Annotated in this window: 17 protein-coding genes; 9 read left to right on the top strand and 8 right to left on the bottom strand. The window is 75.0% G+C overall.

What is annotated here, in order from left to right; all coding sequences use genetic code 11:
* Nucleotides 1–26: 26 nt before the first annotated feature.
* The 6 genes from pstA to mshD form a co-directional block, all read right to left on the bottom strand.
* Nucleotides 27–1,112, bottom strand: coding sequence for a phosphate ABC transporter permease PstA (gene pstA / locus ACYVQV_RS08340; RefSeq protein ID WP_461022821.1), 1,086 nt, complete (start codon nucleotides 1,110–1,112; stop codon nucleotides 27–29).
* Nucleotides 1,112–2,053 carry a phosphate ABC transporter permease subunit PstC gene (gene pstC, locus ACYVQV_RS08335; RefSeq protein ID WP_461022820.1) on the bottom strand — a complete coding sequence of 314 codons (942 nt, stop codon included), beginning with the start codon at nucleotides 2,051–2,053 and terminating at the stop codon, nucleotides 1,112–1,114. The genes pstA and pstC overlap by 1 nt, the downstream gene beginning before the upstream one ends.
* Before the next feature lie 133 nt (nucleotides 2,054–2,186).
* Nucleotides 2,187–3,284 carry a phosphate ABC transporter substrate-binding protein PstS gene (gene pstS, locus ACYVQV_RS08330; protein ID WP_461022819.1) on the bottom strand — a complete coding sequence of 366 codons (1,098 nt, stop codon included), beginning with the start codon at nucleotides 3,282–3,284 and terminating at the stop codon, nucleotides 2,187–2,189.
* 175 nt (nucleotides 3,285–3,459) lie between these two features.
* A complete protein-coding gene (locus ACYVQV_RS08325; RefSeq protein ID WP_461022818.1) occupies nucleotides 3,460–4,401 on the bottom strand; it encodes an NUDIX hydrolase in 942 nt (313 codons plus the stop codon).
* Nucleotides 4,398–6,641 carry an RNA degradosome polyphosphate kinase gene (locus ACYVQV_RS08320; protein WP_461022817.1) on the bottom strand — a complete coding sequence of 748 codons (2,244 nt, stop codon included), beginning with the start codon at nucleotides 6,639–6,641 and terminating at the stop codon, nucleotides 4,398–4,400. The genes ACYVQV_RS08325 and ACYVQV_RS08320 overlap by 4 nt, the downstream gene beginning before the upstream one ends.
* Nucleotides 6,642–6,715: 74 nt before the next feature.
* A complete protein-coding gene (gene mshD, locus ACYVQV_RS08315) occupies nucleotides 6,716–7,660 on the bottom strand; it encodes a mycothiol synthase (protein ID WP_461022816.1) in 945 nt (314 codons plus the stop codon).
* A gap of 122 nt (nucleotides 7,661–7,782) precedes the next feature.
* On the opposite strand from mshD, the gene ACYVQV_RS08310 reads away from it, so the two are divergent.
* Nucleotides 7,783–9,555: a bifunctional metallophosphatase/5'-nucleotidase gene (locus ACYVQV_RS08310; RefSeq protein ID WP_461022815.1), complete on the top strand. Its 1,773-nt coding sequence runs from the start codon at nucleotides 7,783–7,785 to the stop codon at nucleotides 9,553–9,555.
* An 84-nt stretch (nucleotides 9,556–9,639) separates the two neighbouring features.
* On the opposite strand, the gene ACYVQV_RS08305 is transcribed toward ACYVQV_RS08310, so the two are convergent.
* A complete protein-coding gene (locus ACYVQV_RS08305; protein ID WP_461022814.1) occupies nucleotides 9,640–10,389 on the bottom strand; it encodes a winged helix-turn-helix domain-containing protein in 750 nt (249 codons plus the stop codon).
* 184 nt (nucleotides 10,390–10,573) lie between these two features.
* On the opposite strand from ACYVQV_RS08305, the gene ACYVQV_RS08300 reads away from it, so the two are divergent.
* The 4 genes from ACYVQV_RS08300 to ACYVQV_RS08285 all read left to right on the top strand — a co-directional run bounded on the left by ACYVQV_RS08300 (nucleotide 10,574) and on the right by ACYVQV_RS08285 (nucleotide 13,801).
* Nucleotides 10,574–11,419, top strand: a complete 846-nt coding sequence (locus tag ACYVQV_RS08300) for an alpha/beta hydrolase (RefSeq protein ID WP_461022813.1) — start codon at nucleotides 10,574–10,576, stop codon at nucleotides 11,417–11,419.
* A complete protein-coding gene (locus ACYVQV_RS08295) occupies nucleotides 11,416–12,150 on the top strand; it encodes a hypothetical protein (RefSeq protein WP_461022812.1) in 735 nt (244 codons plus the stop codon). The genes ACYVQV_RS08300 and ACYVQV_RS08295 overlap by 4 nt, the downstream gene beginning before the upstream one ends.
* Nucleotides 12,147–12,716 carry an arsenate reductase/protein-tyrosine-phosphatase family protein gene (locus ACYVQV_RS08290; RefSeq protein ID WP_461022811.1) on the top strand — a complete coding sequence of 190 codons (570 nt, stop codon included), beginning with the start codon at nucleotides 12,147–12,149 and terminating at the stop codon, nucleotides 12,714–12,716. Before ACYVQV_RS08295 ends, ACYVQV_RS08290 begins: the two co-directional genes overlap by 4 nt.
* Nucleotides 12,717–12,862: 146 nt before the next feature.
* Nucleotides 12,863–13,801, top strand: coding sequence for a hypothetical protein (locus ACYVQV_RS08285; protein WP_461022810.1), 939 nt, complete (start codon nucleotides 12,863–12,865; stop codon nucleotides 13,799–13,801).
* Here ACYVQV_RS08285 and ACYVQV_RS08280 read toward each other — a convergent pair.
* A complete protein-coding gene (locus tag ACYVQV_RS08280; protein WP_461022809.1) occupies nucleotides 13,795–14,157 on the bottom strand; it encodes a DsrE family protein in 363 nt (120 codons plus the stop codon). The two genes, ACYVQV_RS08285 and ACYVQV_RS08280, sit on opposite strands and share 7 nt — an antisense overlap.
* Nucleotides 14,158–14,311: 154 nt before the next feature.
* Here ACYVQV_RS08280 and ACYVQV_RS08275 point away from each other — a divergent pair, with 154 nt between their 5' ends.
* From ACYVQV_RS08275 to ACYVQV_RS08260, 4 genes are all read left to right on the top strand, one after another.
* The gene (locus ACYVQV_RS08275) at nucleotides 14,312–14,842 is read left to right on the top strand and encodes a heme-binding beta-barrel domain-containing protein (RefSeq protein ID WP_461022808.1); all 531 of its coding nucleotides are present in this window, start codon (nucleotides 14,312–14,314) and stop codon (nucleotides 14,840–14,842) included.
* Between the two features lies 1 nt (nucleotide 14,843).
* Nucleotides 14,844–15,458, top strand: a complete 615-nt coding sequence (locus ACYVQV_RS08270) for a hypothetical protein (RefSeq protein WP_461022807.1) — start codon at nucleotides 14,844–14,846, stop codon at nucleotides 15,456–15,458.
* Nucleotides 15,451–17,232, top strand: coding sequence for a DUF4012 domain-containing protein (locus ACYVQV_RS08265; protein WP_461022806.1), 1,782 nt, complete (start codon nucleotides 15,451–15,453; stop codon nucleotides 17,230–17,232). Before ACYVQV_RS08270 ends, ACYVQV_RS08265 begins: the two co-directional genes overlap by 8 nt.
* Before the next feature lie 118 nt (nucleotides 17,233–17,350).
* Nucleotides 17,351–17,860: an LPXTG cell wall anchor domain-containing protein gene (locus tag ACYVQV_RS08260; protein ID WP_461022805.1), complete on the top strand. Its 510-nt coding sequence runs from the start codon at nucleotides 17,351–17,353 to the stop codon at nucleotides 17,858–17,860.
* Nucleotides 17,861–17,918 lie beyond the last annotated feature (58 nt).

Raw genomic sequence — 17,918 nt, 5'->3', positions numbered from 1 at the left:
AGGGTTTCCTTCTCGCAGTCGCCGCGTCAGCGGCCGGTCCGGGGGGAGAACAGGCGGGAGATCAGCCGTGCCACGAGGTTGAGCAGCATGACGATCAGGATGAGCGTCAGGGCGGCGGCCCAGGCGCGGTCGAGGTAGGGGTCGCGCGGCACGCCGGGCGCCACGTAGGAGTAGTAGGAGAAGACCGGCAGGGTCGCCATCCGGCCCTCGAACGGGTTGAGGTTCATCGAGGTCGTGGTGCCGGCGACGATGAGCAGCGGGGCCGTCTCGCCGATCACGCGCGCCACGGCCAACGTGACGCCGGTCGCGATGCCTGCGAGGGACGTCGGCAGGACGACCTTGACGATCGTCCGCCACTTGGGGACGCCGAGGGCGTACGCGGCCTCGCGCAGCTCGTTGGGCACGAGCTTGAGCATCTCCTCGGTGGACCGGACGACCACGGGGATCATCAGCACCGACAGCGCCACGGACCCCGCGAAGCCCATCCGGACACCGGGCCCGAAGAAGATCACGAACAGGGCGTACGCGAACAGGCCCGCCACGATCGACGGGATGCCGGTCATCACGTCGACGAAGAAGGTGATGGCCCGGGCCAGGCGGCCGCGTCCGTACTCCACGAGGTAGATGGCGGCGAGCAGCCCGATCGGGACCGACATCAGGGCGGCCAGGCCGGTGATGATCAGCGTGCCCATGATCGCGTGGTAGGCGCCGCCGCCCTCGCCGACGACGCCGCGCATCGACCAGGTGAAGAACTCGGCGTCCATCCTCCCGACGCCGTTCTGCACGACGGTGACGACGACGGACACCAGCGGGACGAGGGCCAGCAGGAAGGCGGAGGTGACGACGACGGTCACGAGCCGGTCGAGGGCCTTGCGGGACCCCTCGACGGCGCGGGCCCACACGTAGGTGGCGGCCCCGTGCAGGACGGCGGTCGCCACCGCCAGACCGGCGACCCCCGTGCCCGTGGCGCCGGCCAGCGCCCAGCCGACGACGGCCGATGCGGCCAGCACGCCGAGCGTGGCCCATCCGGGCAGCCGGCCGTGCTCGCTGATGACCCGGTCGTGCCGGGGCGGCGTGACCGGGGGACTCGGCTGGGCGGTCTGGGAGACCATCAGTTCGCTCCGGAGAAGTCGGCGCGGCGGGCGATGACCCGGCGCGCGGCCGTGTTCACCGCGAGGGTGATGACGAACAGCACCAGGCCGGTGAAGATCAGCGTGTTGACGGCGACACCGGTGGACTCGGGGAACTGCAGTGCGATGTTCGCGGCGATCGTCGAGGGGTTGCCGGAGCTGATCAGGTTGAACGTGATGCCTCCGGAGCCCGACAGGATGATCGCGACGGCCATCGTCTCGCCGAGCGCCCGCCCCAGGCCCAGCATGGCGCCGCTGACGATGCCCGAGCGGCCGAACGGCAGCACGGTCATCCGGATCATCTCCCAGCGCGTCGCGCCGAGGGCCAGGGCGGCCTCCTCGTGCAGCCGCGGGGTCTGCAGGAACACCTCGCGCGTCACCGCGGTGATGATCGGCAGGATCATGATCGCCAGGACCACGCCCGTCACGAGCATCGTGCGGCCCGTCGTCGTGGTCGGCCCGGCGAACAGCGGCACGAACCCCAGGTTGCCCTCCAGCCACTGGGAGACGCCGACGGAGCGGGGCGCGACCACCTGGAGGCCCCACAGGCCGAAGATGATGCTCGGGACGGCGGCGAGCAGGTCGACCAGGTAGCCCAGGCCCTGCGCGAGCCGGCGGGGCGCGTAGTGGGTGATGAACAGGGCGATGGCGATCGCCAGCGGCGTGGCCAGCACGAGGGCGATCGCCGCGGCGAGCAGGGTCCCGAACGCGAGGGGCAGGACGTACCGGACGACGCCCTCGCCGCCGGGCACGGCCTGCGCCGGCGCGGTGATCGCCGGCCACGCCTCCGACAGCAGGAAGGCGGCGACACCGGCGAGGACGACGAGGATGAGCACGCCGGCCGCCTTGGCGGTGCCGGAGAAGACCCGGTCGCCGGGCCGCTGGGTGACCCGGTCCGGTCCGGGCGCGGTGGTGGAGCTCAACGGGGGGCCTTCCGTGGGGGGCGAGAACGGCCGTCGTGGCGCGGTGGGGGCAGGGCGCGCGGCCCCGCCGGACGAGCCGAGGTCCGGAGGGCCACCGTGACGGTAACCCCCCGGACCCGGCGGTGGTGACGTGTCACCCGGCGCTGATCGCCTCGAACGCCTCGGTGGCGGCGTCGCGGACGCCGTCGGAGATGGGCGCCGCACCCGCCGCGTCGGCCGCGGCCTGCTGGCCCTCCTCGCTCGCGACGTAGGTCAGGAAGGCCTTGACCAGCTCGGCGGTCTCCTCGTCCTCGTAGCTCGTGCAGGCCAGGCTGTAGGAGACCAGGACGATCGGGTAGGTGCCGGCCTCGGTGGTGTCGCGGGCGAGGTCGATGGCGTAGTCGTACTCGCCGCGGCCCTCGACCCGCTCGGACGCCTCGACCACGGCGGCGGCCGCCTCGGGCGAGTACTCCACGAACTCCTCGCCGACCTTGACCTTGGCGATGCCCAGGTCACCGGCCTGGCTGGCGTCCGCGTAGCCGATGGCGCCGTCACCGGCGCCGACGGCGCCGACCACGCCGGAGGTGCCCTGGGCGGCCTCGCCGCCGGAGACGGGCCAGTCGCCGCTCGGCTCGTGCGGCCAGGCGTCGCCCGCGGCGGCGGCGAGGTACTCGGTGAAGTTCTCCGTGGTGCCGGACTCGTCGGACCGGTTGACGGGCGTGATCGGGGTGTCCGGGAGCGTCACGCCGGGGTTGTCGGCGGCGATCTCCGGCGCGTTCCAGGTGGTGATCTCCTGGTTGAAGATGCCGGCGATCGTGGCGGGCGACAGGTTGAGCTCCTCGACGCCCTCGAGGTTGAAGACCACCGCGATCGGGGACACGTACAGCGGCATCTCGATGAGCTCGCCGGGCGCGCAGCGCTCCTCCGCCTGCGCCAGCTCCTCCTCGTCCAGCGCGGCGTCGGACCCGGCGAACGCCGTGCCGCCGGAGAGGAACTGCTCGCGGCCGCCGCCCGAGCCCACCGGGTCGTAGTTGACCGTGACGTCGGGGTTGGCGCTGTTGAACCCGGCGATCCACGCCTCCATCGCCGCGGCCTGCGAGCTGGCGCCGGCGCCGGCGACGGTGCCGCTGAGGTCGCTGCCCGAGCCCTCGGCGGACGAGCCCGACTCGTTGCCGGCCGCGCAGGCGCTCAGGCCGAGGGAGAGCACGACGGCCGCGGGGATCGCGGCGCGGCTCAGGGTGCTGCGCTTCACAGGTGTCCTCCAGGTCTGGGGAGGGCCGGTCAGGCGCCGGCCCGCTCGTCGAACACCGGGGACGGTAGGGAGGGCAGGTGAAGCCGCCGGGCGGCGAAGGTGAACCGGCGGTGAACGACGCCGGGTCTTTCGTCGTCCGGCGCGCTGCCGCCGACCGACGAGCAGGTGAACCGGGTCACGTGAGGGGTCGGTGCCGCTCCACGGAGACCACCCGGCCGGTGCGCACGGCCACGTGCGCGACGAGCGCCTCCCCGGGCGCGAGGAACGGGTCGCGCGTCGGCACCTCCAGCGACGTCCCGGCGGCCGCCCGCCCGGCGAGCGCGCCCAGCAGCGTGCCCAGGACCGGGCGGTGGGTGCACACGACGGCGGGGCGGCCGACGCCGACGACCTTGCCGATGAGGTCCGCGACCTTCTGCGGGTTGCGGCGGTGCCCCTCCTCGGACAGCCGGCGCTTGGTGACCAGCCGGGCGGGGTGGTTCTTGGTGTACGGCAGCACCGTGTCGGTGCAGCGCCGCCACGGGCTGCTCCACACCCGCTCCGGCCGCCACACCGCGAGCAGGTCCGTCAGGGCGTCCGCCTGCCGGGAGCCGGCCTCGGCCAGCGGCCGCTCGGCGTCCTCGCGCCCCCACGCCGACCTCGGGTAGGCGTGCCCGTGCCGCAGCACCACGAGCGGCCACGTCTCCAGCGCGCCGTCGGCGTCGGCGTCGAGCAGCGCCTGGAGCTGCACGCGGTCCCCGCGGCGGGTCAGCCGCCGCTGGGCCTCGCGGGGCGCGACCCACTCGGTGCGGTCCACCTCCCGCGGTCGAGGTGGCGGCGGCAACCTCCCCTTGGGCAGCTGCGCCGCCCAGTACGCCACGTGCTTGTCGGCGTCGTCCGAGAGGCGGTACCTGGCCGTCGGCAGGGGGACCCCGAGCCGCACCTGCAGGCCCGTCTCCTCGGCGACCTCGCGGACGGCGGCCACGGCGACGCCCTCCCCGGGGTCGAGCTTGCCCTTGGGCCACGACCAGTCGTCGTAGGCGGGACGGTGGACGAGCAGCACCCGCAGCTCGCGGCCCTCCCGGCGCCAGCACACCGCGCCGGCCGCGCGCACCACGGCCGACGCCCCGGACCCGCTCATCGGGCCCGGGTGCCCCGGCGTCGGGCCCGCGCCTCGATCAGGTGCGCCTGCAGGTCCCGCAGGGGTCCGCCGTCGTCGTCCAGGTGGTGGCGGGTCCACGTGCCGTCCGGCCCCAGGTGCCAGCTGGCCGTCGCGTCGTCCACGTTGAGGTCGAACAGCTCCTCCAGCTCCCGGACGTGGCCCGGGTCGGTCAGCCGCACCAGCGCCTCCACCCGGCGGTCCAGGTTGCGGTGCATCATGTCGGCGCTGCCGATGTAGACGACGGGGTCGCCGCCGTCGGCGAAGGAGAAGACCCGGGAGTGCTCCAGGAAGCGGCCGAGGACGCTGCGCACCCGGATGGTCTCGCTGAGCCCGGGCACACCCGGCCGCAGCGCGCAGATGCCGCGCACCACGACGTCCACGGGCACGCCCGCCCGCGAGGCCCGGTAGAGCGCGTCGATGACCGTCTCGTCGACCATCGAGTTGACCTTGATCCGGATGGCCGCGGGCCGGCCCTCCCGGTGGTGCACGACCTCCCGCTCGATCCGGTCCACGAGGCCGGTGCGCAGCGAGCGGGGCGCGACCAGGAGGCGCCGGAACGCGGTCTTGGGGGCGTAGCCGGAGAGCTGGTTGAACAACCGGGTGAGGTCCTCGCCGACCTCCGGGTCGCTGGTCAGCAGCCCCAGGTCCTCGTACAGGCGGGCGGTCTTGGGGTTGTAGTTGCCCGTGCCTACGTGGCAGTAGCGGCGCAGCCCGTCGGCCTCCTGGCGGACGACGAGGCTGAGCTTGGCGTGCGTCTTCAGCCCGACGATCCCGTACACGACGTGGACGCCGGCCTGCTCGAGCTTGCGCGCCCAGGTGATGTTGGCCTGCTCGTCGAAGCGGGCCTTGATCTCCACCAGCGCGAGCACCTGCTTGCCGGCCTCGGCCGCGTCGATGAGCGCGTCGACGATCGGGGAGTCGCCGCTGGTGCGGTACAGCGTCTGCTTGATCGCCAGCACCTGCGGGTCGTCGGCCGCCTGCTCCAGGAAGTGCTGGACGCTGGTGGAGAACGAGTCGTACGGGTGGTGCAGCAGGATGTCCCGGGCCCGGATCGCGGCGAACACGTCGCTGGGCTTGGCGGTCTCCACCTCGTTGAGGTGCCGGTGCGTCGTCGGCACGTGCTTGGGGTAGTGCATGGACCGCGAGTCGACGTCCGCGACGAGGTTCAGCCCCCGCAGGTCCAGCGGCGCGGGCAGCTCGTACACCTCCGCCTCGTGCACGCCGAGCTCGCGGACCAGCAGGTCGCGCACGTGCGGGTCGACGTCCTGCACGACCTCGAGCCGGACGGGCGGGCCGAAGCGCCGGCGCAGCAGCTCCTTCTCCAGGGCCTGCAGGAGGTTCTCCGCGTCGTCCTCCTCCACCTCGAGGTCCTCGTTGCGGGTGACCCGGAACGTGTGGTGCTGCAGCACCTCCATCCCCGGGAAGAGCGTGTCGAGGTGGACGGCGATGAGGTCCTCGAGGCCGATGAAGCGCACCCGCCGCTCCGTGGGGGCGCCGGGCTCGGTCTCGGGCTCGTCGATGCTGACGAACCGCGGCAGCAGCGGAGGCACCTTCACCCGGGCGAAGTGCTCGGCGTCCGTGGTCGGGTTGCGCACGACGACGGCCAGGTTCAGCGACAGCCCGGAGATGTACGGGAACGGGTGGGCGGGGTCGACGGCCAGAGGCGTGAGCACCGGGAAGACGCGGTCGCGGAAGAACTCGTGCAGCCGCTCCTGCTCGTCCTCGGTGAGCTCGGTCCAGCCGACCCGGCAGATCCCCGCCTCCGTCAGCTGCGGGACGACGTCCTCGGCGTACACGCGGGCGTGCCGCTCCATCAGCTCGTGCGCGCGCACGGAGATCGCCTCGAGCACCTGCCGGGGCTCCAGGCCCGAGGCCGCGGTGACCGCCAGGCCGGTGGCGATGCGCCGCTTGAGGCCGGCCACCCGGACCATGAAGAACTCGTCGAGGTTGCTGGCGAAGATCGCCAGGAAGCGGACGCGCTCGAGCAGCGGGACCAGCGGGTCCTCGGCCAGCTCCAGGACGCGCTCGTTGAACGCCAGCCAGCTGAGCTCACGGTCCAGGAACCGGTCGTCCGGCAGGGGAGCCGGCTCGTCGGACCCCGCCACGGGGGAGGGGTGGCCGTCGCCGGTGCGCGACGCCTCGGCCCCCAGCGGCGCGGGCACGGGTCTGCCCAGGCGCGGGGAGGTCACCGTCGCCGCTCGCGTCACCGGGTGGCTCATCCACGCATGATGACAGGGAGCGACGGGCGCCACCCGTCCGGTCACCCGGCCGGTCGGCGGGTCGGGGCCGCTGGTCAGGGCAGGGCGTACCGGGTGTCGCGCGCGGCCTCGGTGAAACCCAGCCTGCGGTACACCGCGAGCGCCGGGCCGTTGTCGGCCTCGACGTAGAGGTCGACCGCGTGGACGCCGCGCTCGTGCAGGTGGTGCAGGCCGACGAGGGTCAGCCACGACCCGAGCCGCCGGCCCTGGGCGGCGGGGTCGACCCCCACGACGTACACCTCGCCCACCGGCGTCTGGTCGTCGGCGGGCTCCAGCTTGGTCCAGTGGTAGCCCAGCAGGCGCCCGTCGTCCTCGTCCACGGCGAGGAAGAACCCGGCCGGGTCGAACCACTCCGAGCGCAGGCGGGCCGCCAGGTCCTCGGCCGTCCAGCGCCCCTGCTCGGGGTGGTCGGCGAACGCGCGCGCGTTCAGCGCCAGCCACGCCTCGTCGTCCGCGCCCGGACGGAACGTCCGCAGCTCCGCCCCCGGCCGCGGCTGCGGGTCGGGCAACGGCTGGTCGGCCGGCCGGCGCATCCGCAGCAGGGTGCGGACCGGGACGAACCCGGCGGACGCCGCCAGCCCACGGGCCGCGGGCAGGTCCCCGTGCGCCCACAGGCGCAGCGCCGGACCGGCCAGGGCCAGGGCCTCGTCGAGCAGCGCCCGTCCGGCGCCCTGGCGACGGTGCGCCGGTGCCACCACCAGCTCGGCCTCGGGGCCGGCGCCCGCCGGTGCGCCGCCGTACGGCTCCGTCGCCGCGAGACCGCTGACCTGGGCGTAGCCGACCGGCGCGTCCGCGGGACCGGCGACGAGGTGCCGGGTCGAGGCCTGCGGGTGCGGCGAGGGCGCCAGGCGCAGCGACGCGGCCTCGTTCAGCGCGCTGACGCCGTCCTCGGCCTGCGCCTCGCGGACGAGCCGCGCGACCGCCCCGCCGTCGGCGGCGGACAGCTGCTCGTGCGCGCGGACCTGCGCCGGTGCTCCCATCCGCGCAGGCTAGCCCGCCAGGTCGTCACCTGCTGTCCGCCTCGAGGCCCTGTCCCGGCTACGCCGAGCGGGTTAAGGTCCAGCGGTCACCATCCGCCTCGGGGGAGAAGTCCGGGAGTGCCATGAGAACCCCAGCTCGTCGCCGCGCAGCCACCACGCTGCTCGCGGCCGGCGCCGTCGTCGCGGCGATGACCGCGGGCGCCACCTCCGCCACCGCAGGAGACCGCGCAGCAGACCGCCAGGGTCCCCCGGCGCACGCCCAGGGACCGCGCGCCGTGCAGCTGCAGATGCTGTCCTTCAACGACTTCCACGGGCACCTGGAGGCCACGGACGGGCCGCTGGACGAGGCGCAGGACCCGTCCCAGACCGAGGTGGGCGGGGTCGAGCACCTCTCCGCGAAGATCAAGGCCCTGCGCGCCGAGCACGGTGACCGCACGTCCCTGACCGTCGCCGCGGGCGACCTCATCGGCGGGTCGCCGTTCCTGTCCGGGCTCTTCCACGACGAGCCCAGCGTCGAGGCGCTCGACGAGCTGGGCCTGGACGTCAGCAGCGTCGGCAACCACGAGTTCGACGAGGGCACCGAGGAGCTGCTGCGCATGCAGTACGGCGGCTGCCACCCGGACGACGGCTGCTACTTCCAGAAGCGCAACGGCCGGGACGTCGTCTACCCCGGCGCCGACTTCGACTGGCTGGCCGCCAACGTCGTCCGCAAGGACACCGGCGAGCCGCTGCTCCCCGGCACGAAGGTCGAGCGGGTCCAGGGCATCAAGGTCGGCTTCATCGGGATGACCCTCGAGGACACCGACACCCTCGTGTCCCCGGCCGGCGTCAGCACCGTCGACTTCCTCGACGAGGTCGAGACCGCCAACGCCCAGGCGGCCCGGCTGCGGCAGCAGGGTGTCGAGGCCATCGTCGTCCTGCTGCACGAGGGCGGCTACCAGACCGGCACGTACCAGCAGTGCCAGGGCATCTCCGGCCCGGTCGTGGAGATCGCGGAGAACCTGGACCCGGCGATCGACGCGGTCGTCACCGGCCACACCCACGAGCCGTACGTGTGCAACGTGCCGGACCCGGCCGGCCAGCCGCGGATGGTGACCAGCGCCGCCGAGTACGGCAAGGTCGTGACCGAGACGATCCTCCCGCTCGACCGCCGCACCCGCGACGTCGTCCGCGCGGACGTCACCGCCACCAACCACCTGGTGACCCGTGACGCCACCGACCCCGAGCAGACCGAGATCATCGAGAAGTGGAACGCGATCAGCGCCCCGATCGCGGGCCGGGTCGTCGGCACCGTCGCCGAGGACGTCACGGGTGACGCGTCCGGCAACCGCGGGATCGAGACCCCGATGGCGAACCTCGTCGCCGACTCCATCCTGTGGGGCACCTCCGGCGAGGCCGGCGGCGCGCAGATCTCCTTCATGAACGTCGGCGGCGTGCGGGCCAGCCTGCTCGTCGACCAGATCACCAACGGCGAGCAGCCGGGCGAGGTCACCTACGCGGAGGCGTTCGCCGTCGCCCCGTTCGGCAACCTGCTCGTCAGCATGGACCTCACCGGCGAGCAGATCGAGGAGGTCCTCGAGCAGCAGTACGTGCCGACCCGCGGGCGCCCGACCCTGGCCCTGGGTGTGTCCGAGGGCTTCACGTACACCTGGGACGACACCCAGCCGCAGGGCGAGCGCGTCAGCGACATGCAGCTGGACGGCGTCGCGATCGACCCCGACGCGACGTACCGGGTGTCCACGCTGAACTTCCTCGCCAGCGGCGGTGACCAGTTCACCGCCTTCACCCAGGGCACGAACATCCTGGGCGGCGCGGAGGACCTCGCCAACCTGGTGGCCTACCTCGAGGCGCACCCGGACCTGACCGCACCCGGCGACCGGGTCGACGGCATCTGACCGGTCCGCCCTGACCGGTCCGCCCTGACCGGCCCGACGACGAGGGCCCGGCACCCGAGCGGTGCCGGGCCCTCGCGCCGTCCCTCAGGGACTCGGCTCGTCGACGGGACCGGTCGCCGGCACGCTCCGGCCGGTCCGCTCGGCCTCCCGGCGCTCGCGGCTGGGCGGCACGAACCGGTAGCCGACGTTGCGCACGGTGCCGATGAGCTGCTCGTGCTCCGGGCCCAGCTTGGCGCGCAGGCGGCGTACGTGGACGTCCACGGTCCGGGTGCCACCGAAGTAGTCGTAGCCCCACACCTCCTGCAGCAGCTGGGCCCTGGTGAACACCCGGCCCGGGTGCTGCGCCAGGTACTTCAGCAGCTCGAACTCCTTGTACGTCAGGTCCAGGGCGCGGCCGCGCAGCCGCGCGGTGTACGTCGACTCCTCGATGACGACGTCGCCGGCGCGGATCTCCTCCGGCTCGTCGTCGTCCTGGGCGGCCTGCTGCAGGCGGCCGGCCGCCAGCCGCAGCCGTGCCTCGACCTCAGCGGGCCCGGCGCTGTCGAGCAGCACGTCGTCGGCCCCCCAGTCGGCGGCGACCGCGGCGAGTCCCCCCTCGGTGAGCACCAGCAGCAAGGGCGAGGACACCCCCGTGGTGCGCAGCAGCCGGCACAGGGAGCGCGCCGAGGCCAGCTCGCGACGGCCGTCCACGAGCACCGCGTCGGCAGGGGGGGCGTCCACGAGGGCCGCGGGCTCGGCGGGCATCACGCGCACCTGGTGGGCGAGCAGGCCCAGGGCCGGGAGCACCTCCGCCGAGGGCGCGAGGGCGTTCGTGAGCAGGAGCAGCTGGGCCACCCGGACCACCTCCTGGCAAGCGCCGGCGCCGTGACCGGCTCCGTCGCTGTCCGGGCCGAGGGTACCCGCGCGTCCACCTCACGGACACCCACCGCCCACCTGGCGGGACGCTCGGTGACGGCGGCAGCCGCCGGCGCGGCCTGCCGTGGCGGCGGCCGGACGTGCGCCGGGAGAGGATGGGACGGTGCGCGCAGCCCTGCGACCCCTCGTCCGCGACCCCGCCCGGGGCCGCGTGCTGCTGACCGTCGACGGGGTGCGGCTGAGCGCCCACCACGACCCGGCGGCGGACGGCGGCACGGACCTGGCCGTCGTCACCGCGCACGGTTTCACGATGTCCTGGCGGTCGCCGGCGTCCCGGCGGGTCGCCCACCTGCTGGCCGAGTCGGCGGGCGTCGTCGGGCTCGACTTCCGCGGCCACGGCGCCTCCGGCGGGCACACGACGGCGGGTGACCGCGAGGTCCTCGACCTCGACGCCGCGGTCCGGTGGGCGCGGCTGCTCGGCTACCGGCGGGTGGTGACGCTCGGCTGGTCCATGGGCGCCGCGGTCGCCGTCCGGCACGCCGCGCTCGCCCCCGGCCGGTGCGACCTGGGCGAGGAGCTGTCCGCCGCGCCGGACGCCGTCGCCGCGGTGAGCGGACCGAGCCGCTGGCGCTACACGGGCACCCCGGCGATGCGGCGGATCGACCGCGGCCTGACCACCCGCCCCGGCCGGGTCGTCGTCCGGTGGCTGTTCGGCACCCGCGTGCTCGCCGGGGGGTGGACGGTGGAACCCGGGTCGCCGCAGGCCCTCGCCGCGCGGGTGGCGCCGACGCCGCTCCTCGTCGTCCACGGGGACGCCGACCCGTTCTTCCCGCTCGACCACGCGACCGACCTGCACGCCGCGGCGCCGGGCTCGACGCTGTGGGTGGAGCCCGGTTTCGGCCACGCCGAGCTGGCCGCGCCCGACGACCTGGTGCGCCGCGTCGGGGCGTGGCTGGACGAGGCGACGCGGGCCGCCGCGGGGTCCGCGTCTGCCAGGATGCCGCGGTGAGCCGAGCAGTACCCGCCCTCAGCGCCGCCGTCCTGTCCGCCCTCGTCGGGCTCGGGGCGGTCGCGGGGACGCCGGTGCTCGTCGTCGCCCTGCTGCTCGTCGTCGTGACGGTCGCCAGCGGCTGGCCCGGGCTGCTGTCCCTGCCCACGCAGCGCGGCAGCACGTCCGTCATCGCGCTGTGCGGCGCCGGTGCGGTCGCGGTCGTCGCCCTCACCCCCGGTGAGCCGCTGCTGCGCTGGCTCCCGGTGGTGCTGGCGCTGTCGGTGCTGCTGTCGTTCTGGCACCAGCTGCTGCGCCGGGACATGCGGCCCCGGCTGGTGGAGTCGGTGACCGGCGTGGTGTCGGGTGTCGTGGCGGTCGCCTTCGCGTCGGGCTGGGTGGGGGCGCTGCGGGCGGTCGGCGAGTGGCAGCTCGTGCTCGTCGGGGTGGCAGCGGTGGCCGCGGCCGGCCTGGCCACGGGGCTGCCCTTCCCGCAGCGGGTCACCGGCGTGCTGGGCCTGCTCGGAGGGACGGCGTTCGCGGGACTGGCCGGTGGGCTGCTGCCCGACCTGCGCGCCGTGCCCGCGGCCCTCGTCGGTGCGGCCGCTGCCGTGGTCGTCGTGGCGCTCGACCGGCTCCTGGCCCGGCTGCCGACCGCCGGCGGTCGGCAGACCGGGATGACGATCGGGGCGACCGCGGTCGCCTGCGCCGGCACCGTCGTGTACCTCGTCTCGAGAGTGGTGATCGGATGAACCCCGCCCGGGTGCTCGTGGTGTGCACCGGCAACGTGTGCCGGTCCCCGATGACGGAGCGGCTGCTGCGGGCCGGGCTCGCCGAGCGCGGCGCCGCGGACGCCGTGCTCGTGCACAGCGCGGGCACGGGTGCGCTGGTGGGGTCGGCGATGACGGACCAGACCGCGGCCCTCGTGACGGAGTCCGGCGGGTCGGCTGACGGGTTCGTCTCGCGGGCACTGACGCCGGCGATGGTGCAGGAGGCGGACCTGGTGCTGGCCCTGACCCGGGCGCACCGGGCCGCGGTGGTGTCGGCCTACCCGCGCGCGAACCGCTACGCGTTCACCCTGCGCGAGGTGGAGCGGCTGCTGCGCCAGGTCGACGGGGTCCCCGGTGCCGACGTCGCCGAGCGGGTGCGCAACCTGGCCCCGACGGTCGCGGCCCGGCGGGGGTTCGAGGCCGTGGCCGACCCGTCGGTCGACGACGTGGTGGACCCCTATCGGCGGGACGACGCGGTGTACCGGCAGATGGCCGGCGAGCTCGTCCCGGCGGTGGACGCCGTGCTGGACGCCGTGGCGCCGCGCTGAACGGCCGCTGAGGGGCGCCGTTGAGGGGGGCCGTTGAGGGACGCCGCTGACCCCGGTGGGTGAACCTCGGTCGGGGTGACCCCGCCACGACCGGACCGGCCGTCACCCTGCGTGAATCACCGGGCGCGCGCGGTTACCGTGGTGACATGGGGACCTGGCGTGCGCACTGGCTGACGGTCGCGCTCGTGGTCGTCGTGGTCGCGGACGTCGTCCTGGTCACCCTCGCGCTGCGCGGCCCGGCGTCACCGGACCGGTCCGGGACCCTGTCGGGCGACGCGCAGGTCGCCGCCTCCCCGACGCAGACCCCCGTGCCGACCCCCGTGCCGACGGAGACCGGCCCGCCGCCGCCCCCGGCCGGTGCGCCGACGAACCGGCTGCTGGACGTGGTCTCCGACCAGGCCGCGTGGCGCGCGGTCGTCGGCAGCTGCCCCGCCGGGGGCTCGACCGTGCAACGGACCGACGACGGCGGGCTCACCTGGGAGGACGCCGGGGTGGACCTGCCCTCCGTCGTGCGGCTGAAGGCGGACGCCGCGTCGACGGCGTTCGTGGTCGGCCAGGACGCCGAGGACTGCGAGCCGGCGTTCTCCCGCACCACCGGCGAGGACTGGCGACGCTCGGCGTCCAGCCTCGAGGTCGCCTGGTTCGTCTCCCCCTCGGACCGGACCACGGTGAGCTCGCCGGCGGGCGCGTTCCCCGGGCCGTGCGGTGGCCCGCTCGTCGACGTCGCGCCGGTGACCTCCGACGAGGCGGCCGCCCTGTGCCCCGACGGCTCGGTCCACCTCACGCAGGACGGCGCGGCGACCTGGTCGCCGGTCGCCGCCGTACCGGGCGCGGTCGCGCTGACCGACCAGGCCGGCGGCTACCTCGTGGCGGTGGCCGGCGACCCCACCTGCGCGGGGCTGGTCGTGACCAGGATCGGCGCCGAGGACGCGCCGCAGCCGGTGGCGTGCGCGCCCGCGTCGGGCACCCCGGCGGAGGTGGCGCTGTCCGCCGCCGACGACGCCGTGTGGTTGTGGGCCGGGGACGCCGTGCTGCGCTCCGACGACGGTGGCGTCACCTGGGACGACACCGGGGACGGTCAGTAGACGAGCGCCTGGGCGCCGTCCGCCGTGACCTCCTCGACGAAGGTCGCCGATCCCGCGAGGCGGACCCCCTCCAGCAGGTCGTCGGTGCCGAGCCCACGCCGCTGGGCGCACTGCGTGCACACCGTCACCGTGCCGGTGGCGAGCACGGCGGCGAGGAGGTCGTCGAACGGTGCGGCGTGCTCCAGCACCACCTCGCCGGCGCGCCCGGGGACGGCGAGCCACGTCGCCTCTCCCGCGAGCCACAGGCTCACGTCCACCCCGGCCGCCGCCGCGGTGGCCGCGACGTTGAGCGCCTGGTTGCACCGCTCGGGTGCCTCGGCGCCGCAGGTGCTCTTGACCACGAGGCGTCTGCTCACGGCGGCACCTTACGAGGCGGCCCGCCGACCGGCGGATACCATCGGCGCATGGCGACCTTCTTCACCGCGCTCCTCGTGCTCGCAGCCGTGGTCATCACCTGGTTCGCCGGGTTCGTGGTCTACCGGCTCTTCCGCGGCCAGGCCTGAGCCGTCCGTGCCGGTCGAGATCCCCGCGGACACCCCCGCGCCGCTCGTCCCCCTGGCCTGGCTGCTCGGCCGCTGGGAGGGCGCCGGCGTCGTCGGCTACCCGACGATCGAGGAGCGGCGGTTCGGACAGGAGGTCGAGTTCCGCCACGACGGCCGGCCGTTCCTGCACTACCGGTCGCAGGCCTGGCTGCTGGACGACGCCGGGGAGCGCGTGCGCCCGCTGGCCAGCGAGAGCGGCTACTGGCGGGTCGTCGTCCCCGAGGACCCGGAGCGCGCCGCGCGTGAGCAGGCCGGCGTCGACCTCGAGGTCCTGCTGAGCCACCCGACGGGCATCGTCGAGGTGTACACGGGCCGGGCGAGCGGCGGCCGGGTCGAGCTGTCCACCGACGTGGTGGCCCGTACGACGACCGCCAAGGAGTACACGGCGGCGACGCGGATGTACGGCCAGGTCGAGGGTGACCTGCTGTGGGTGATGGACATGGCCGCCGTCGGGGAGCCGATGACCGCGCACGCCTCGGCGCGGCTGAAGCGGGTCTGACGTGGGGCGCGCCGTCCGCACCCTGCTCGTCCTGCTCTTCCTCGCGGCGTTCGCCGCCGCGGCGTGGGTCACCGTCCGCGGCGCCCAGGCGCGCGGTCACCTGGAGGAGGCCGCCGACCGGGTGGGCCGGCTCCAGCTGCAGGTCACCCGGGGCGAGACGGACGCGGCGGAGGAGACCGTGCGCGCGGTCCGGCGGGACGTCGCCCGGGCCCGCGACCTCACGGGGGACCCCGTGTGGACGACGTTCGCGCGCTTCCCGTGGGGCGGCCAGAACCTGCGGGCGGTCACCGAGGCGACCCGGGCGGTGGACACCCTGGCGGACGACGGCCTGCCCGCCCTCGTCCGCGCCGGCGAGGGTCTGCGGACGCTGCGCGAGGAGCAGGAGCAGGGTCGCCAGAGCCCCGCGTCGGTCCAGCTGGTGGTCGACGAGGTGCGGGTCGTCGAGACCTCGACCGATCGCGCACGTCGCATCGTCGAGGCCGTGGACCGGGACCACCTGGTCCCTGCGGTGGACGACGCGTTGGACGACCTGCTGGAGAGCCTCGGGACGGCGCGCGAGGTGGGGGCCGGCCTGGCCGTCGACGCCGGCGTGCAGGAGGGGGCTGCAGGTGGCTGACGGCAGGCGGGTCGCTCGCCGGCGTCTGGCGTGGGCCGCCCTGGCGCTCGGGCTCGTGCTCGGGGTCGTGGCGGCGGTCATGGGGTGGCAGGCGTCGCGCGTGCGCGCCGACCTCGCCGCCGCCCAACCGCTGGTGCCCCGGCTGCAGGCGCAGGTCACCGACGGCGACCTGCCGGCCGCCGAGCAGACCCTCGCCGAGCTGCAGGAGCGGACGTCGCGGGCCGCGGAGACGACCGGTGGCCCGCTGTGGTCGGTCACGGCGCGGCTGCCGTGGGTGGGTGACGACGTGCACGCGGTGCGCGAGGTCGCCGCGGTCGTGGACGAGGTCGCGGCCACGGCGATGCCGGCGCTGCTCGAGGCGGCTCAGGGTGCGACCCCGCAGGCCCTGGCGCCTCGGGACGGCGTCGTGGACCTCGGGCCGCTGGTGGCGGCGCGCGAGCCGCTCGGCCGGGCCGAGGCGTCGATGTCCGCGGCGGCCGACCGGGTCGCCGCGGTGGAGACGGAGAGCGCCCTCGGGCAGGTCGCGGGGCCCGTGGAGACGCTGCAGGCGCAGCTCGCCGACGCCGCGGGGACCGTCGCGACGGCGCACCGGCTCGCGACCGTCCTGCCGCCGATGCTGGGCGCGGACGGCCCGCGGACGTACCTGCTGCTGTTCCAGAACAACGCGGAGGTCCGGGCGACCGGCGGGCTTCCGGGCTCGCTCGCCGTGGTGAGGGCGGACGGGGGACGCATCGACTTCCTCGAGCAGGTGCCCGCCGCGGTGGTCCCGCAGTTCGACGAGCCGGTGCTGCCGCTCGAGGGACGCGCCCTGCCGGTGCACGGCGAGCGGGCCGGTGTCTACGTCGGGGACGTGAACTTCAGCCCGCACTTCCCGACGGCGGCCGAGCTGGCGCGGGAGATGTGGCGTCGGGTCAGCGCCGAGCGGGGGGAGGAGACGGTCGTGGACGGCGTCGTCGCCGTCGACCCGGTGGCGCTGTCCTACCTGCTGGAGGCGACCGGTCCGATCCCCGTCGAAGGGGTCGGGGTCGAGCTGACCGCGGAGTCGGTCGTCCCGTTGCTGCTGTCCGACTCCTACCGGCTGTTCGGGCCCCGGGCGGACCAGGACGCGTTCTTCGCGGCGGCGACCTCGGCGGTGACGCGGGCGCTCCTGGGCGGGGACGTCGACCCCCGGGCCCTCGTCGACCAGGTTGGCCGGGCGGCGGACGAGGGGCGGCTGCTGGTCTGGTCGTCCGTTCCCGCCGAGCAGGAGGCCCTGGTGGACCTCGGGGTGGCCGGGGTGGTGCCCACCGGGGACGAGGGCCGCCGGACCGTCGGCATCTACCTCAACGACGGCACCGGGGCCAAGATGAGCTGGTACCTGAGGGAGCGCGTCGTCCTCGAACCCGCCTGCGACACCGAGGACGCCACGCACCGGCTGGCGCTCGAGCTGTCCTCGACGGCGCCGGCCGACGCGGCGCAGTCGCTTCCGGAGTACGTGACGGGAGGGTCCTTCGGTGTGCCGCGCGGCGAGTTCCGCACCCAGGTGCTGGTGTTCGCCCCGCTGGACGGCGGCGTCGTGCGCGGGGCCGTGGACGGTGAACCCGTTGCGCTGTCGACGTTCCAGGCTCTCGACCGGCAGGTCGCGGTGTTCGACGTCCAGCTCGGACCCGGGGAGAGCCGCACGGTCGAGGTGGAGCTCGACGTGGCCGCCGACGGCCTGCTGGAGCTGGACACGACACCGCTCGCCGTCCCCGTCGACGCGGCGGTGACGTCCCACGATTGCTACGAGCGGTAGTCGACCCGTCACGCATCTGCTACCTTTCGTCGCGGCTGCATGGGGGGCCCGGCTCAAGTCACGGGCGGCCCTGCCGATAAGTAGAGAGCCGATCTGACTTCTCCCAGGGGGAGCCCACATGTTCCGTCGTATCACCGCGATCCTCGCGCTGGCCCTCGCCACCGTGCTCGGCCTCGCGTCCGCCTCCCACTCCTACCCCGCCCCGCCGTCCGACACCGGTGTCGTCAGCGACGGGACCGTCGCCCCCGGTGAGGCGTTCACGTTCTCCGCCGACGGGTTCCGGGCCGGCTCCACGGTGCGGATCGAGGTGCTCGGGACGAGCTACGCGCAGTCCACCACCGCGAACGAGGACGGCGAGGTCGCTGCACGCATCTCCCTCACCGAGAGCGGCACCTACACGATCCAGGCCAGCGGCGTTGCTCCCGACGGTTCCGCGCGCGTCGTGACCGCCTCCGTCCGCGTGGTCGCGGGCGCCGGCGGCGGCGCGGGCTCCGGCGACGAGCTGCCCCGCACCGGGTCCTCCACCGCCACCCAGGTGTGGGCGGGCCTCGGCCTGCTCGGCCTCGGCGCGGGCATGGTCGCCCTGACCGTCGCCCGCCGTCGCCAGGGCGCCGGCTCCGTCGCCTGACGCAGCCGCGCACGGCACCACCTCCGCACGACACCACCCCGCACGACGCAGGCGCACC

The sequence above is a fragment of the Thalassiella azotivora genome, from assembly GCF_054781695.1.
This window is presented reverse-complemented; position numbering and strand designations above follow the sequence as displayed.

Coding starts and splice junctions, on each gene's coding strand:
- pstA (WP_461022821.1), bottom strand. CDS start 1,112: ATGGTCTCCCAGACCGCCCAGCCGAGTCCCCCGGTCACGCCGCCCCGG.
- ACYVQV_RS08325 (WP_461022818.1), bottom strand. CDS start 4,401: ATGAGCGGGTCCGGGGCGTCGGCCGTGGTGCGCGCGGCCGGCGCGGTG.
- ACYVQV_RS08320 (WP_461022817.1), bottom strand. CDS start 6,641: ATGAGCCACCCGGTGACGCGAGCGGCGACGGTGACCTCCCCGCGCCTG.
- mshD (WP_461022816.1), bottom strand. CDS start 7,660: ATGGGAGCACCGGCGCAGGTCCGCGCGCACGAGCAGCTGTCCGCCGCC.
- ACYVQV_RS08310 (WP_461022815.1), top strand. CDS start 7,783: ATGAGAACCCCAGCTCGTCGCCGCGCAGCCACCACGCTGCTCGCGGCC.
- ACYVQV_RS08290 (WP_461022811.1), top strand. CDS start 12,147: ATGAACCCCGCCCGGGTGCTCGTGGTGTGCACCGGCAACGTGTGCCGG.
- ACYVQV_RS08285 (WP_461022810.1), top strand. CDS start 12,863: ATGGGGACCTGGCGTGCGCACTGGCTGACGGTCGCGCTCGTGGTCGTC.
- ACYVQV_RS08260 (WP_461022805.1), top strand. CDS start 17,351: ATGTTCCGTCGTATCACCGCGATCCTCGCGCTGGCCCTCGCCACCGTG.